Origin of the sequence: Parabacteroides sp. MSK.9.14, from assembly GCF_019041495.1 — a bacterium.
Taxonomy (GTDB): Bacteria; Bacteroidota; Bacteroidia; order Bacteroidales; family Tannerellaceae; genus Parabacteroides; species Parabacteroides merdae.
This window is the reverse complement of the sequence record NZ_JAHPXO010000001.1, coordinates 70,727-86,164: the sequence shown is the minus strand read 5'-3', so window position 1 is coordinate 86,164 and position 15,438 is coordinate 70,727. Positions and strand designations below refer to the sequence as shown.

Sequence of the window (15,438 nt, the reverse complement as noted above, 5' to 3'; positions counted from 1 at the left end):
TATATGGACAATAATGTATATAAGGAGTTTAATCCTCCTTATATACGATTAAAGAGTATATTTCCGGTAAATTATACTATATCGGAAGAGGTTATTTTGCAATAATTAACAAGCCTTTCCCTTTCGGAACAACAATCTCATCGCTGGGTTTCCAGGTTGTTTCCTGTTGGAAATTCTCGATAGCCGGGGCATGCAATGTCACTTTCGAAGGATCGAGACCCAGTTTAGCCCAGTCGATGGAAAGCTTCACTTTGGCATCCGTATCTTCCCAGGTAGCCAATGAGATCAGTGCTTTATCACCCATGTGGCTGTAAACGGTCGCTAACGTCTTTTCGCTACCCGTCTTCACCGGATTGTCTTTCACCCAGTAACCGATCATTTCACTATTCTGCATACCGAAAGAATCCCACAGTTTCCACAGCGGTCCGTTATCCACACGAGGACTACGTCCTGTCATGCCATACAGCATGCCGCGCCACGGATTACCGCCTCCTTCCAGCATCTCGCCCATCAAACCATAAGGAATACCGGAAACTTCAACCAGCCAGAACTCCGGCGGGAAATCATAATTGAAATATTCACCGAACCACAGACGGTCGAGGTAGGGGAAATGTTCCAGATACAGATTGGCACTATTGGCAAAACCGTCTTTCGGGTTATACTGATTGGCAGAATGCAGGTCGATCATAGCTCCCGGATTCGTACGGTTCATCACTTTGCGGATACGTTTCATCGTCATCCGGTCGAAAGCCAGGTCATCGATATACAGCCCGTCGATACCGACGTTCTTCATCAGCCAGTCGAGACCTTCCAGATAATAGTTATGCCAGCGGGAAATGCCACTGTTCACAATCGCTGCATCTTTCAGTCCGGGTACAAACCAGGCGCCGATATAATTCTGGTCCAAATGTTCCTGTAACCAGGAGAAGCCGCCACCGGGACCTTCCGAGAAGATCTCGTTCCCCAGACTACGCAAAGCAAACATTTCCACACAGCTGTTGGACAACTCACGAACGGTATTGTAAATTTTCACCTTCATGTCGCGGGCGTGAGCACCATCGATGTACGCTTTCATCTCTTTGGTACGCAGGAACGGATAGTTGATGAACGGATTGATAGCATTCGCATGATGGATATTGATGACATTGGCACCTCGCTTTTGTATACCATCCAGGAACTCATAGTTATGATGATAGCGTTCGCGCCATTGTTTATCCGTATCAATCGGACGGAACGGAGTCAACGCCAGGTTGAAATAATAATACAGCCGGTCTCCTTTTTTCACGCTGCGCTTACCGGAATAAGCATTAATACGTGTTCCATCGGCAGCATTATGAATATCGATACCTCCATTTCCGGCATTACACCAGGATACCGGCATGTGCAACGGTTTCTGATGATAGAAATTGGTATTCAGCGGACGTTCGTATTTATTATCATACAGGCGGATCTGGATACCGGCATTGACATCACCCACCCAAACAGCATCCTGGTTTTTCTCTACATCCCATTTCCAGCGAAGATCATTCGGACAATAACCGCCTTTCTCTCCCAAACCCATCATATAACGTCCGACACCGGATGCTAAATGTGTCCGCAACGCTACATCCTCCACAGAAGCATCTTCACGGGCGACCAATGTCACTTTATATGCTATGTTTCCATCCGATTCCATCTCTCCTTCCAGGTCCATCAGGAAACGGCTGTTTTGGTTAAGGGCTTTCCAGGCGATTGCACCTTGTTTATGTTTGGTGATTTCGAAGTTCAGGTTTTCCCATGCACCGCCATCGGCAGCCAGTTCCATAGGAGCAGCCAATACACTACGGCCATTCGTACCGATGCCCGTCATAGTCTCTTTGAAATAACTGGTAATATGTTCCGGCAAACCTAAGTCAGAGAGTTTAATCTCGCGTCCTAGGCAGCTGATCGTTTTATCCTTCATCACTAGCGGCGTATAAGGGGCAATCACCTCATCATCAAAACCGATCTGCGAGTTCAGCCAACGCAGACGAGAATGACGCCAAGGTTCATTATCTCCATGATTGGCAATTACATTTTCCGAAACATTCAGAGAGACCTGTACGGTCTTGCTTTCGGCATTGGCGGCAGAGACAGTCACTGTTCCTTGATAAGTACCTGCAGAAAGATGCTCCGGCAACTGGGTTCCAACCCATAATGCCTGCACTTTACCCTTATCCACAGAGCAATTCTTTTCAAAGACGGTACCGGTCACATCCGTTCCTTCCGTATTGAAACAGGTAAATGAGGAGGCTGGTATCTGCTCGCCGGTCGCTTTATTCGTAAGGGCAGAGAAATCGACATGCAGATTCTCTACATTCGAACGTGCCGCCCAAACACCTAACTGAAAGACATAATACTCTCCCTTATCCGCCTGCCCGTAAAAGAAATCATGCCGATTGTCAGCAATCCATTTATAAGGAATATCCGTTGTCATACGGATGGGGAATTTGCGGTCTTCCGTAAAGAGAATATATTTCTCCCCGGGATGTTCTTTTAATAATCGGGCAGTCTCGTTCGATGTAGCGATCACTTCCATCGGATAGAAGCTGTTCAACTCATTGATTGCCTGGAACTGTACGACTTTAGCCGCCGGAAGGGCAGGTGCTTTCTTCCCAGACAGTTTATTTTTCTTTACCCAGTCAGCCGAAGCCGTATTCTCGAAAGCCGGATAATTAACGGTCGGATAGTAAGGACTACCGCTCATTACATTCTTCAGATAATAGATATAATATTCTCCCGGAACAGTCTGCGGCTGGAAAACCACCTCTCCCCGCTCCCGGTCGATAGTAAAGCGGCATACATTCGTAATACGTTCACCGGTTGCAGCATCCACAACGATCAGATTTTTTGCTTCCGGGTTCAGATCGCGGCGACGCCAGTCGATCGTTGCCAATACAGCATCGGCCGGTTTATCTACAGAGACAATTACCCGATGGTTTCCCAATGAATCGGCATTCCATATACCTACCCCATAAAGTTCGTCTGTGGGTACAGCCTGTGCCTGCAAACTACTATAGGCAAACAGGCAAAAAAGTGTAAATAGCAATTGTTTCATGTGTACTAGTATTTATCTTTAATATTGCTTTATACGATTGATCAATTCATCCTGCGGACGTCTTTTCGCCAGATCGGCCGGATCAGCCTGCTGGATAAAGACATTCTTCAAACGTATGTTTTCCTCATTAAAAAACACTATTTCCTCGTCAGAGAAACTGCCTTTTAACAGATCAAGGGGAGTATATAAGGAATACCCCAGTTGCTGCAATAGATCTCCGGCTACGGATTCAAAGATAGCAATATCTTCGGAAGATAATTCACGCAGAAACTTTTTTGTATTGTCTTTCAGGATCGGTTTGGTTACATTTGCCCACATTTTGCCTGCAACCGCTGTATTTTCAGACTCGCGGCTCTTATAATAATCCATCACCCTATCAGAATAAGGAAGATGCAGGAAATTGCAAAGCTGCCGCATCATTTTTTCCGGACTGGCAATAAGTGTTTCGTAATTCAGCATAAAGAAATGATCGGCCGCCGTCCTGTCCTTCAAACGGAGAGCAGCTTCCTGATCCTTTTTCCAATTTTCAGCCAGTGCATAAATATGTTTCTCTCCGACAATAGCCTTTTTAAACGAAAGAGCGACATCACGACCGTCCCGGTATAGATAGATATAATAAGGAGAAATCCCGGTAGATTCAATGCCTTCTGCATACAGCATATTTTTCATGCTTTTACATAGCCAGAAAGAAGCTCCGGTCTGACGGGCTGCTGATTCATAAATCACCCGGAACAACTCATACAACGTTTGTTGCCTGCAGGCTGCTACCACTTCATCTGCACGAATCGTAATACCTTCCCAGGGAACCGGATTCACTGTGACTAACTCGCACACATCCTGTGCCAACCGATAAAAATTAGACTGATCCGTCAAATCGCCATATTTGGGAAGCAATGGTAAGAAACGCTGAAGAATATGCGGAGGATGGGGAGCAGCGATCTCCCGGATTCCATCTAGCATGACACGCAACAGATTGGATCCGGATCGCTGGGTTCCAATCATTTGTATACCTTGTATTGTATTCATAGAATTAGAATAAGATAAAGCCCGCCACACCTGCTCCGATGATCAGGTAAACCGGACTGATTGTGTATTTTAGTGAAATAAAAAATGTAACCAGGAAGATAATAACCGAAACAACCGACAGCATAATCGTCTGTCCGATCGTAACGGCTGAAGCAAAGATCATTCCGATAACAGCCGCCCGTACCCCTTTCATGGCTGCTTTTACAACGGATGACTGATTCAGTATTTTTACAAAACGGGATAATAAGACGGTTAATACAGCCGGCGGAGTGAACATCGCCAACGTTGCCAGCAACGCCCCCGTGATACCTGCCACTTTATACCCGATGAAGGTCGCTGTAATAAATATCGGTCCGGGAGTGATCTGCCCTATCGCTATCCCGTCGGCAAACTCAGCCGAGGTCAGCCAGTTCAAGTTATCCACGAACAACTCATGCAAAGCCGGAATAACAACATATCCTCCTCCGAACAAAGTCAGGCTGATACCGGAGAAGGTCGATACAATCTGAATACCTTCTGGAGCACCCGGATATTGTCCTCCCCAAAGTAAGATACAGAGTAATAGCAAAAGAACAATCCCGGAAGTCATCAGCTGCCTGCTACCCGTCCGCTTCTCCCCATCTGATATCAACTCTTGTCCCACAGACTGGCGAAACAAGAAACCGCCGACTATCCCGCTACCGATAATCAACAGAAAAGTAACCGTAAAACCACCGATAAAAATCAGCAACAAAGCCGCCAGCAGGCAAAGAACCCATTGGGCAGGTAATTTGATCGTCTTACGTGTCATCCCGATAGCCACCGTAACGATCAAAGCAGTAATAGCCGGAGTGATTCCGCTGAACACATTCTTTACCGCAGGTATATTTCCGTAGGAGAAATACAACCACGAAAGAAATATAACCAGTAAGAACGAGGGAATAATGATTCCGGCAAAAGTCACAACCGCCCCCGGTATCCCCCTTAAATGGTACCCGACATAGGCAATCGTATTTACGGCTACGGGTCCTGGCAGTACGGAGGTCAGGAAAATCCCATCCAGCAGATCTTCTTCTTTCAGTTTCTTGTCTACTTCCACTAACTGCTTCTGTACGATAGCCACTAGCGACATATAACCGCCAAATGCCGTAGCTCCCAATTTCAGGAATGTAAAGAAGATATAGGATAGCGATGCACGTTCCATATTACTTGATTTCTTTAAAATATTTATCCCAGGTTTCTACCGGAACATACACTGCCCGATAAGGAGCAAAATGCAGGACACTTTCCCAAAGAACCTTTCCTTCCTTATCCGTAACCATCACCGAACCGGTCTTCGAGCTACATTGCAGTAAGTTCCCATTCGGCAAAATAGAGGCATTGCCCATCCGCGAAGTATATTTATCGGCAGGTAATAAAGCATTGATTGTTATTTGGGCCGTACGGTTCTCTTCATCCAACCGGAAAGCCTTACCTCCGGAACGTTGATTATGTAAACCATTATCGAAAAGCATCAGATCGCCATTCTCCATAATATAAGGTGAATGTTGGAAAGAGAAATAAGCCGTTGTATCCATTCTAAAGTCTCCGTCCCTCCCAAAACGCCAGACCAGTTCACCGCTTTTGGCATCCACCTTCCAAATCTGATCTTCAATAGGGGCCGATAATAAATAATTATCGTCTCTATCAAAACAAAGCCCATTGATATGAAAACGATCGTATCGGTATTCTCCGATATACGGATCATTCTCTATATCCCATACATCCCAGGCAGACCATGTCTTTAACACATTCCCCAGTGTATCGATAACCATAATGCCATCGCCCCCTAACGTATCCGTCTCCATTTTACCGTTTACGGATATTGTAGCAATCTTCTTCGGACGGTACAATGTATGTATATGATGGTCTTTATCCATTAATACATCATGATGAATCACCTGATAATCCGATTCCTTTTCTATCTTATCCAAGTCTAGGCGCCACATCGTTTCGCCCGTCAGAGATACTTCCGCCAGCCCGGTTCCGCCGGCAAACCCAATCGAACCTCGACGCATCGGTTTTTTATGTTCATCGTTGCGTACTTGCTCCGGAGTCATCGTATAATCATCTATTACGTCCTTCACAAACGGACGCAGCATTGCCAGGAATGTACCTCTCGGCGTAATAGAAGCTGCACGTACTCCAATATCATCCACCTGCCAAACCCAACGTACTTCACCCTCATTGTCAATCAATGCCATGTAGCCAGGCAAACGACCAAAACAAATTAATATCATCCCATCCCCCAAAGCCGTTGTGTCATGCGGATGTAGTTCATTAAACCAATGATTGACCAACCAAGAAGACTGCTCACGAGTTTTAAAAGTCAGTTCTTTTGATTTTTGCTTAAAAAGGTTATCGATAACCACTCGATAAGTATATTCGGTATTAGCCTTCAAAAGTAACAAATCCAAATGATGAAGCGTATCCGCCGGAGAAGTTCGGGTCCGATAAGACTTCCCGGTCTTTTTTTCCGTATATTCAATATATACAGGAGCTGGCTTGGCTATTGAAACATCTACCTTATTATACATGGCTGTATTACGAGGTGAAGTCAGAGTTATGGATCTCAATGTATTCTTTTCAATCCATATAAAAATTGCTGACAACAAACAGATGGCAACAACAATTCCTATCAAACGCTTCATATCGATCTTATGTATTAATTAAATGTAAGGGGGGCATGTCAAAAGTCGGAATTAAGGAACACAGACCCCCCCCTTGAAGATTATTTATTTCGGCAACCGTGAAGGATTCTCTGCTGCCAAATTCGGATTCAATTGAGCATCATTCAACGGATACGGGAAATACCGCAAGCTAGAAGTTACATTTGTCGGCTGAGCGATACCCAGCTTCTTTAAATGCGCATTTACGACTTCCTCATATTTTCCAAAACGAATCAAGTCTGCACGACGCTGGAATTCAAACACAAGTTCATAACCACGTTCTTTAAGAATAGCATCATTCATTGCTTCTTTTGTTGAAGGAGCTGGGAAACGATTATGCTTTCCATATTCCGGAGCACCGGCACGAGCACGAATCTGATTCAAGTAAGGAAGAGCTGCAGCCGGACCATTCAAGTTATTCTCGATTTCCGCCTTACAAAGGATCACATCCGACAAGCGGAAAATACAAATCGTACGCCCATCATAATAAGCATCTGAAATCATGTCGTACGTATATTTCATGGTAGCTACATTTTGCATATACTTGGTCGTATCATTCGGAACAACCGTTACCCCCTCTTCCGGAACCATGTAATGGAAACCGTAATCAGATTGATCATCCCGTTTTGCATCTCCCGTATAATCATAATAAAAGAACTCACGGCGTGGATCTTCTTTGTCATAACTACGCCAAAACGGAAGGGATACGCCATAATATTGCCAACGCCCCGGTACTTCCGGATGATCCGAAGGACCAAAGTGACAGGCAATCTCGGCAGCATTATTTCCCGTTTCATGCAATAAAGCAAAAATCATTTCCTTTCCATATTTGTTGTTTTCCGACCATACATATTTGAAATCACTTTCCAATTCATACTGGCCACTGTTCAACACCATGTCGATATATGTTTTCGCATTCGCATAATCATGATTACGCAAGTAGATCTTTCCCAGCAACGTAGCGGCGGCTCCACTCGTGGCACGAGCCAAATCCTGACCACTCCAGCTAGCAGGTAAAAGGTTGATACATTCTTTCAAATCAGAAATCAATGTCGCTTCAATTTCGGATACCGGAGTCAATGTCGCATCATTCATTGTAAAAGGATTCTTCACCAACGAAGTGATAAAAGGAACTGCTCCCCATGCATCTGTCAAATCACGATAAGCCATTGCACGCAAAAATTTAGCCTGCCCCTTCACCAGATTCTTCTTTTCTTCCGACATATTGACAGCATCCACATTATCTAAAATCGTATTGGCATTCGATACCACATTATACATATCCCTCCAGTTGTTACTGAAATAGCGGTTGCTGGCATCATACGTCATATTACTCAGTTTAGTCGGGTCGCCAGCCGCTGTAGAATAACCTATATCGGTAGCATAATCGGTAATCATAATCATATACCCCCCGTAATATAACCAAGCATCTCCCGGATAAGGATTCATATCCGAATATAAACCCACGACGGCTGCTTCAATATCCGACTCCGTACTATAAGCATTCGTTGTCGTCAAATTACTATATATTTCAGGATCCAGATCGGTACAAGCCGTAACCAACCCCATCGTAACCAGACCTAATAAATATTTCTTACAATTCATTTTCAAATTCTCCTTTCCATTAGAACGTAATATTCAAACCTACCGTATAAGTACGCATAGCAGGATAAGCATTGAAATCCATACCTGCACCAGCATTTGCCGTTTGTTGGCTTCCACCTGACTGGGCAGCCTCGTTAGCTTTTGTATCCACTTCCGGATCCCAACCGGAATAACCTGTGATTGTAAACAAGTTCTCGGCTGAGAAATAAACCCGGCAAGAACTTACTATCTTTTTAAACGGAATCGTATAACCCAATGTCAAATTCTTCAAACGAAGGAATGAAGCATCTTCGATAAAATGGTCGTTCACATATCCGCCATACTGCGAATAGTAGAAACCGTTACGCGGGATATCTGTATTCTTGTTTGAAGGTGTCCAACGATTCAATGCGTCTGTAGTACGTTTCCACTCCAAATTCATACGTGTCATGTTTAACAGATCATTGCCAATAGATCCCTGGAAGAAAATTGACAAGTCAAATCCTTTCCAGGCAAAGTTATTGGTCAAACCAAAAATCAAATCAGGATTGGCATTGCCTATAATTGTACGGTCATCTGCATCGATTTTACCATCATTATTCACATCCTCGAATTTCGGATCACCTGGTTTTGAATTCGGTTGAGCAGCATACGATTCACCTTCTTGCAATACACCTATATACTTCCATCCATACAAAGAGCCCAGAGGCTCTCCTTCACGTACGATAGCATAATCATTTTCCGATACAGTTCCCATCGGTTTTGAAGAAGTGATACGTATGTCACCACTACTTCCTAAGTCTAATACCTTATTCCGGTTGAGTGCTAAATTAAACTTTGTGTCCCAAACGAAATCACCAGTCAAATTATGAGAAGTAATATCCAATTCAAAACCGCGATTCGATATCTCACCAACATTCTGCTGACCGGAAGTAAAACCGGTATAATAAGGTAAGGAAACTTTCAGTAACAAATCTTTTGTTTTTTTCCAGTAACCATCTAAAGTAACAGACAAACGATTGTTAAAAAAGCCCATATCGAAACCGACATTATACTGAGTTGTCGTTTCCCACTTCAAACTGGCATTTTCAGGACTGCTTTGGTTAAGATGCGTACCCGGCATATTGTTTGAACCATCTAAAGTGACATGATTGGTAGAAACCAACGCATACGATGCATAATCGCCAATACGTTCGTTCCCAGTAACACCATAGCCGGCACGTACTTTCAAGTTGCTGAAAACACCCCAATTCTTCACAAAATCTTCTTCGCTGGCACGCCATGCCAAAGATCCTGAAGGAAATGTTCCCCAATGATTGTTAGCTCCAAACCGAGAAGAACCATCTCGACGAACTGTTACCGTTGCCAAATACTTATCATTGAACGTATAATTTACACGACCAAAGAATGAGGCCAACAAATTCTCTGTCTTAGAAGAAGAGACTCCTTTAATCGAAGCTGCCCCCAAATTGTTCCATTCAAACAAGTCGGTAGAGAAACCTTTTCCGTTTGCCGAACGAGACTCCGCACTGTACTTCTCATACGAATACCCCAACATTACATTCAAGTCGTGTATATTGTTGAAAGTTTTCATATAATTTAAAATACCTTCAAACACCTGTCGAGTTGACCTGAAATCATACGTAGAAGCAATACCCCCTTCTATTTCTCCTGCATAAGTAGTAGATTTCGGCAAATAAGAACCTTTGAAATTATGCAACAATTCGACACCGGCTGTAGCCTTAGCCGTAAATCCATCAAATGGATTGACTTCAAGGAAAGCTGTTCCGTTGAACTTGTCATTTACCATTTCTTTTTTACGTTCCAGCAAATTGGCCAATGGATTATCCCCACGACCACCTGGAACACGTCCATACGTACCATCTTCATTATAAGGTTTTACCGTAGGATCATACTCCATCACGCTCAACATGACGTTCTCACCCAAAATATTTCCGCTATAGGTTTGAGCATTCGAACGTTCGCGGTGGGCATACATCGTAGCACCGGCTTTAATGAAATCGTTAATGGTTTGATCTACATTCACACGTCCTGAAATACGGTTAAAATCCGTATTCTTCAAAACACCCTCTTGCTTATAATATCCTAAACTGGTCAATACCTTTGTCTTTTCAGAACCTCCACGGAACTGGATATTATGATCTTGTACCAAAGCTAGGCGTGTACAAACATCCAACCAATCGGTATCTACGGTAGACTGTAATTGAGAGGGCGTATAAACTCCGTTAGGGTTGCCTTCTTGGCCATCAATTTCCTGATACAATGCATTTTGCAAGTTCATATAATCCTTTGCATTGAGAAACTCAAACGGATTATCCACCTTCTGAGTTCCCAAGTAACCACTGTAAGAAATCTTGTTTTCGCCTGCTTTTCCTCGTTTCGTCGTAATCAATACGACCCCATTCGCACCACGTGCTCCATAAATAGCCGTGGCCGACGCATCCTTTAAGATTTGCATGGATTCAATATCATTCGGATTCAGATTCAAGCCTTCAGAAGAAGGGAAACCATCCACCACATAAAGCGGTTCGTTAGTAGACGAGATTGAGTTATTGCCACGGACACGTACCGCAATAGTACCACCCGGTGCTTTTGAACTTTGCGATACCTGCACACCGGCCGTTTTACCTTGCAATGCCTGGGCTGCGTTACTCACCGTACCACCCAGCACCATGTCATCTGCCGATACAGTCGAAACAGCACCGGTCAGGTCTTTCTTCTTTACATAACCATAACCAATGGCAACCACCTCATTCAGACCGATTGCCTCTTCTACTAAACTGACATTCAACACAGACTGGCTACCTACTTTAATTTCTTTCGTAGTATAACCAATAAAAGAAATAACCAAAGTTGCATTGTTAGGTACATCCAGGGTATACTTACCGTTCATATCGGTAACTGTACCATTTGTGGTTTCTTTCTGCACGACATTAGCACCAGGTATAGGTTCTCCGGCACTATCCGTTACAACCCCCGACACCCTTTTAGCCTGTTGAGTGATCATAACACTTTCATTCTTTGCTTTCGTTGCATCCACTCCACCTGGAATAGCATACGAAGAAACGAGGGAAGATAAACATAATCCAGCTATAAGACCGGACCTTGAAAACACCTTCCGCGTCTGAGAATCCACTGCTCTTGCAGCAAGATTGTCTTTCAGTAAAGCGTTGTTCATAAATTTGAATTATTAGATTTATATCTGCATTACAATAACATCACTCTTTAGAATAACTTGTCGGAATACCAACAATCAACCATAGTCCTATGGGAACTATGGCATTTTCTAAAATATGACCTGTGATAAATTTAAAACTTTTGCAATCGACATAGCGATAATCAGGCTTATAGCCTGATTATCGCTGATAGTATTATCCAATAATCGCTAAGAATTTTACAATTCAACTGTTAAAAATAAGATCAATGTGATTTTTCTCGTAAAAACGTGTAACGAAATAAAAAAAATCATATCTTTGACCCAGACATGAAATATCCATAAAGACATAGTTCCCATAGAACTATGATTCTTGACTTTAACTTTGCTCGTTAAAAACAATACCACTTTCTAATATTATATATTCTCTCAGACATTTTAATTCTAATCTGCACATAACATAATTCTATATCACTCAAATAAGCAAGGGCATAGACAATGAACATAATACCTCTTTTAAATTATCCCACATGAAAAATAAGATTGGAAGAGAAATGCCTATTGTATATTCAGTGTGCATATTACAAAATAAATTGTTTTTGCCTTTTCATGCATACATTCCCTATTGACCATTTCGGAATTCAGTATCCAGGATAGAATTTGAGAGAGATAGTCAGGAAACTCAATTCCCAAATTGATAAAATTTACAAATCAATAGTTTAAATAACGGAACAGTTCACAATCCATACACATTTTATTATGTAACATTGTCCGGTACGCATTAAGGAGTCCGCTGTCCGGTCTGCGGTCAGTTTAGTAATCATGTGAAGGGCCATTATCTATGTTCCCTGCAAGGGCTTGAAATAGCGGGGCATCCGCTTACGCTTATGGTCAATGTGCGTAAGTTCCGCTGCAGAAATATCGCGTGTCAAAGAAAAGTCTTCAGCGAACCCCTCTCCCCCGCTGGCTTCTTCGCACGCGCGAAATACCCGGAAAGTGGAGGAACGCATCCGGAGCATATCCTTGAAGACCACTTCCCGTATCGCCGGTAATCTGCTGCATGAACAAAACATCGTCTGCAGCCAGTCCTCTTGCCTGAGACGTGCCAATGTCCGTCATAATGGAGTCCTTTTATAATATGGGGGACGAAAGGCACCGGCGCAGACTGAGACGGTTCATTGATGCAGAGGACTGTATGAGGAAGGGGATAATGGACGATCGTGACGTAGAGCGTGCGACTCAAGAAATCAGTAATGACATCAAAGAGGGACAATGGAAAATAAGGGAATACAACAGAAGTGTGGCAGGTAGAAAAAATAAAAACCACGCCTCTGTAAAGGCGATACATGATTTGAAAAAGTGATCTGAAGACCTTAAGAGAATTTGCCGTAGGCATAAAGAGAGACAAGGAGGCTGTCCAAAATGCAATGGATATCTATCTGAACAATGGAGTATTGGAAAGGACAGTTAATAAAACTAAAGCTATCAAAAGACAAATGTTCAACAGGGCAAACATTACTTTGCTAGTCAATAAACTTATTAGCTTGAACACTTGAACTGCTCCGAAATTGACGAAGATTCAAGTTTTTCCCATTTCCTCTGTCACTGTATCACTGATTTCTTTTTACCAATTGATATTCAACTTGTTTGATTAGTGATATATGCCCGTTTTCTCTATCACTACGGTATCACAACCCTATCACTGGCAACTTGGATGGGAAACAGGTATACCGCTTATACATATCTGTATATTAGTATATTACAAATAAAACAAACAATAAACACTTGATTCCCATCCCTGCAAACCACTCGATTATTTTGTGTAAAAACGGCTATAAAATAGGTGAAACCGGGTAGTTTTTATTGTCCGGCAAGGCACTTTAGTTGCCGGACACCCCCATGTTACCCCCTTTTACACCCGGATGTACCGGCTCCCTACACCCGGATGTAAAGGATGGCAACATGGGGGTGTTTACGGAATTATCTGCTTGTTTCTGCTAAAAAAAGAGAAGGCTTTTGTGGAATGAAGAACCGTATTTTGTCAATTTAATACCTATTATATTCGTTTTTACATTTGTTTATTCGATTATTTTATATGCTTTTTCAAAAGTAACAGAAGGTAATATGTAGGTTTCCAATCATATGATAAAATGTCCTGTTTCAGGAGTGATAGAGGCAGTGATACAGGAAAACATCCTGTATCACTGCTATAACACTTGAATATCAATATCTGAAACTTTTGTAGTGATAGAGTGATAGAAGATTTGCAGAAAACTTCGTATGTAGATCACAACCTTGGAAAATTTTGATGCGGTTGTCTTGGATTTTGACATCCTTTTCTATAAATTTTCCCTATTATTTCGCCTTTTCCTCTTTCAATAGCGGCCAGTTCGGGTCCGGTCTGTGTTCACGGACCATGATATCTTTCAGTTCTGCTACTTTTTCAGGATACTGGTCCAATATATTGTGCCGTTCCGACGGGTCGGACGCCAAGTTATACAGTTCATAATAGGGCTTGTCGCCGCGGATATTCATGTGGACCAATTTCCACGGTCCTTTGCGTACGGCTTGGCGACCGTTCAGTTCCTGGAATTCGAAATACAGGAATTCATGTTCCTTCTGTCCTTTCCGGTTTTCCAGGAGGGGAAGCATGCTGACGCCGTCCATTTCCTTCTGTTTGGCTTTCGGATGGATGATTTCTTCGAAGGTCGGTAATACATCCCAGAAAGAGCACATAAAGTCGGTTTCCGTATTCGGTTGGACATGTCCGGGCCAGGAAATGATCATCGGGACACGGATACCGCCTTCGTACAGATCCCGTTTATATCCGCGATAAATGCCGTTGCTGTTGAAGAAATCGGGATCGGCGCCCCCTTCCATATGAGGGCCGTTATCGCTCGCAAAGATGATGATGGTGTTATCATATAAACCTTTGTCTTTTAACTTTTGGATGATCTGCCCGACATAGACGTCCAGACGGTAGACCATAGCGGCGAAAGTTGCATGTGGATGGAACTGCGAACAGTAACCTCCCTTGCGGAAAGCCGGGCTGCCCGGTTCGGTTCCTTTGTAAGGCTTTTCCGGGTACATACCGCGAAATTTCTGTATGATGCTGTCTTCCGGAACGATCAGCTCCGCATGCGGAATGATGGTCGGATACCACATGAAGAACGGTTCGTCCGGATTCATATTGTCCAGATATTCTAGTGCCTTTCCATGAATAAGATCTTGAGAGTAAGTCCCTTTTCCGTACTGTACATTCAGGTTGTTGTCTTCGAGTTCCACTCGTTTGTCGTTGTCCCAGAGGTGGTCGGGGTAATAACTGTGTGCCAGCAATTGGCAATTGTATCCGTAGAAAGTATCGCAACCCTGATTTTTAGGATCGCCGGTTGAACCGATATAGCCCAGTCCCCATTTGCCGAAAGCGGATGTCTTATATCCTGCATCTTTCATTACTTCGAAGATGGTGCGGGCATCGTCGGGAAGCGGAAACTGCCCTTCCGGATCGAGTTCGAGGTTGCCACGTACAGGGGTATGTCCGCTGTGCGTGCCTGTCAGCAGACAAGAGCGGGAAGGGGCACTGACAGTTGTCCCCGAATAACACTGCGTAAAGCGCATTCCGCTTTGTGCCAGCTTATCGATGTTGGGCGTCTCGAACTTTTCTTGTCCGTAACAACTTAGATCGCCATAACCCAAATCGTCTGCAAGGATAAAAACGACATTCGGTTTCTTGTCCTTATTCTTCTCTGCGTGAATGAAAGGAGTTGTCAGCAAAAGGCCGGTCGAAATTAGAATTGCCTGTTTCATGATATATGTTTTTTGTTAGGATGCTTACAAAGTTATATTTTTTCTAAGGAATAAATGAAAAAGCAATCCGTGAATTTTTTGAA

General features: G+C 43.3%; 9 protein-coding genes and 1 pseudogene. 2 read left to right on the top strand and 8 right to left on the bottom strand.

Annotation, left to right across the window (positions count from 1 at the left end):
- Positions 1–91 precede the first annotated feature (91 nt).
- From KTG12_RS00310 to KTG12_RS00285, 6 genes are all read right to left on the bottom strand, one after another.
- Positions 92–3,076 carry a glycoside hydrolase domain-containing protein gene (locus tag KTG12_RS00310; RefSeq protein ID WP_122121807.1) on the bottom strand — a complete coding sequence of 995 codons (2,985 nt, stop codon included), beginning with the start codon at positions 3,074–3,076 and terminating at the stop codon, positions 92–94.
- 18 nt (positions 3,077–3,094) lie between these two features.
- Positions 3,095–4,102 carry a sulfotransferase gene (locus KTG12_RS00305; protein WP_122121808.1) on the bottom strand — a complete coding sequence of 336 codons (1,008 nt, stop codon included), beginning with the start codon at positions 4,100–4,102 and terminating at the stop codon, positions 3,095–3,097.
- Positions 4,103–4,106: 4 nt separating this feature from the next.
- Positions 4,107–5,285, bottom strand: a complete 1,179-nt coding sequence (gene chrA / locus KTG12_RS00300) for a chromate efflux transporter (protein WP_122121809.1) — start codon at positions 5,283–5,285, stop codon at positions 4,107–4,109.
- Between the two features lies 1 nt (position 5,286).
- Positions 5,287–6,771, bottom strand: a complete 1,485-nt coding sequence (locus tag KTG12_RS00295) for an aryl-sulfate sulfotransferase (protein WP_122121810.1) — start codon at positions 6,769–6,771, stop codon at positions 5,287–5,289.
- Between the two features lie 84 nt (positions 6,772–6,855).
- Complete coding sequence (locus KTG12_RS00290; protein WP_046452492.1) at positions 6,856–8,394, bottom strand: RagB/SusD family nutrient uptake outer membrane protein; 1,539 nt, start codon at positions 8,392–8,394, stop codon at positions 6,856–6,858.
- 19 nt (positions 8,395–8,413) lie between these two features.
- Entirely contained in the window at positions 8,414–11,572 is a 3,159-nt protein-coding gene (locus KTG12_RS00285) for a TonB-dependent receptor (RefSeq protein ID WP_046452493.1), read from the bottom strand.
- A 776-nt stretch (positions 11,573–12,348) separates the two neighbouring features.
- On the opposite strand from KTG12_RS00285, the pseudogene KTG12_RS22185 reads away from it, so the two are divergent.
- Positions 12,349–12,456 (top strand): annotated as a pseudogene (locus tag KTG12_RS22185) (hypothetical protein); the annotation flags it as partial.
- A 34-nt stretch (positions 12,457–12,490) separates the two neighbouring features.
- On the opposite strand, the gene KTG12_RS21570 reads toward KTG12_RS22185, so the two are convergent.
- A complete protein-coding gene (locus KTG12_RS21570) occupies positions 12,491–12,667 on the bottom strand; it encodes a hypothetical protein (RefSeq protein ID WP_227225792.1) in 177 nt (58 codons plus the stop codon).
- A gap of 76 nt (positions 12,668–12,743) precedes the next feature.
- Between KTG12_RS21570 and KTG12_RS00275 the strand changes: the two genes are divergently transcribed.
- Positions 12,744–12,911 carry a hypothetical protein gene (locus KTG12_RS00275; RefSeq protein WP_155144267.1) on the top strand — a complete coding sequence of 56 codons (168 nt, stop codon included), beginning with the start codon at positions 12,744–12,746 and terminating at the stop codon, positions 12,909–12,911.
- 992 nt (positions 12,912–13,903) lie between these two features.
- Here the strand turns inward: KTG12_RS00275 and KTG12_RS00270 are convergent.
- Positions 13,904–15,355 (bottom strand): arylsulfatase, encoded by a 1,452-nt coding sequence (locus KTG12_RS00270; RefSeq protein WP_005639561.1) that lies wholly within the window; start codon positions 15,353–15,355, stop codon positions 13,904–13,906.
- Between the last annotated feature and the right edge of the window lie 83 nt (positions 15,356–15,438).

What these genes read in the sequence shown, in the direction of transcription:
- KTG12_RS00310 (WP_122121807.1), bottom strand. Translation starts at nt 3,076, where the DNA reads ATGAAACAATTGCTATTTACACTTTTTTGCCTGTTTGCCTATAGTAGT.
- KTG12_RS00305 (WP_122121808.1), bottom strand. Translation starts at nt 4,102, where the DNA reads ATGAATACAATACAAGGTATACAAATGATTGGAACCCAGCGATCCGGA.
- chrA (WP_122121809.1), bottom strand. Translation starts at nt 5,285, where the DNA reads ATGGAACGTGCATCGCTATCCTATATCTTCTTTACATTCCTGAAATTG.
- KTG12_RS00295 (WP_122121810.1), bottom strand. Translation starts at nt 6,771, where the DNA reads ATGAAGCGTTTGATAGGAATTGTTGTTGCCATCTGTTTGTTGTCAGCA.
- KTG12_RS00290 (WP_046452492.1), bottom strand. Translation starts at nt 8,394, where the DNA reads ATGAATTGTAAGAAATATTTATTAGGTCTGGTTACGATGGGGTTGGTT.
- KTG12_RS00285 (WP_046452493.1), bottom strand. Translation starts at nt 11,572, where the DNA reads ATGAACAACGCTTTACTGAAAGACAATCTTGCTGCAAGAGCAGTGGAT.
- KTG12_RS21570 (WP_227225792.1), bottom strand. Translation starts at nt 12,667, where the DNA reads ATGACGGACATTGGCACGTCTCAGGCAAGAGGACTGGCTGCAGACGAT.
- KTG12_RS00275 (WP_155144267.1), top strand. Translation starts at nt 12,744, where the DNA reads ATGAGGAAGGGGATAATGGACGATCGTGACGTAGAGCGTGCGACTCAA.
- KTG12_RS00270 (WP_005639561.1), bottom strand. Translation starts at nt 15,355, where the DNA reads ATGAAACAGGCAATTCTAATTTCGACCGGCCTTTTGCTGACAACTCCT.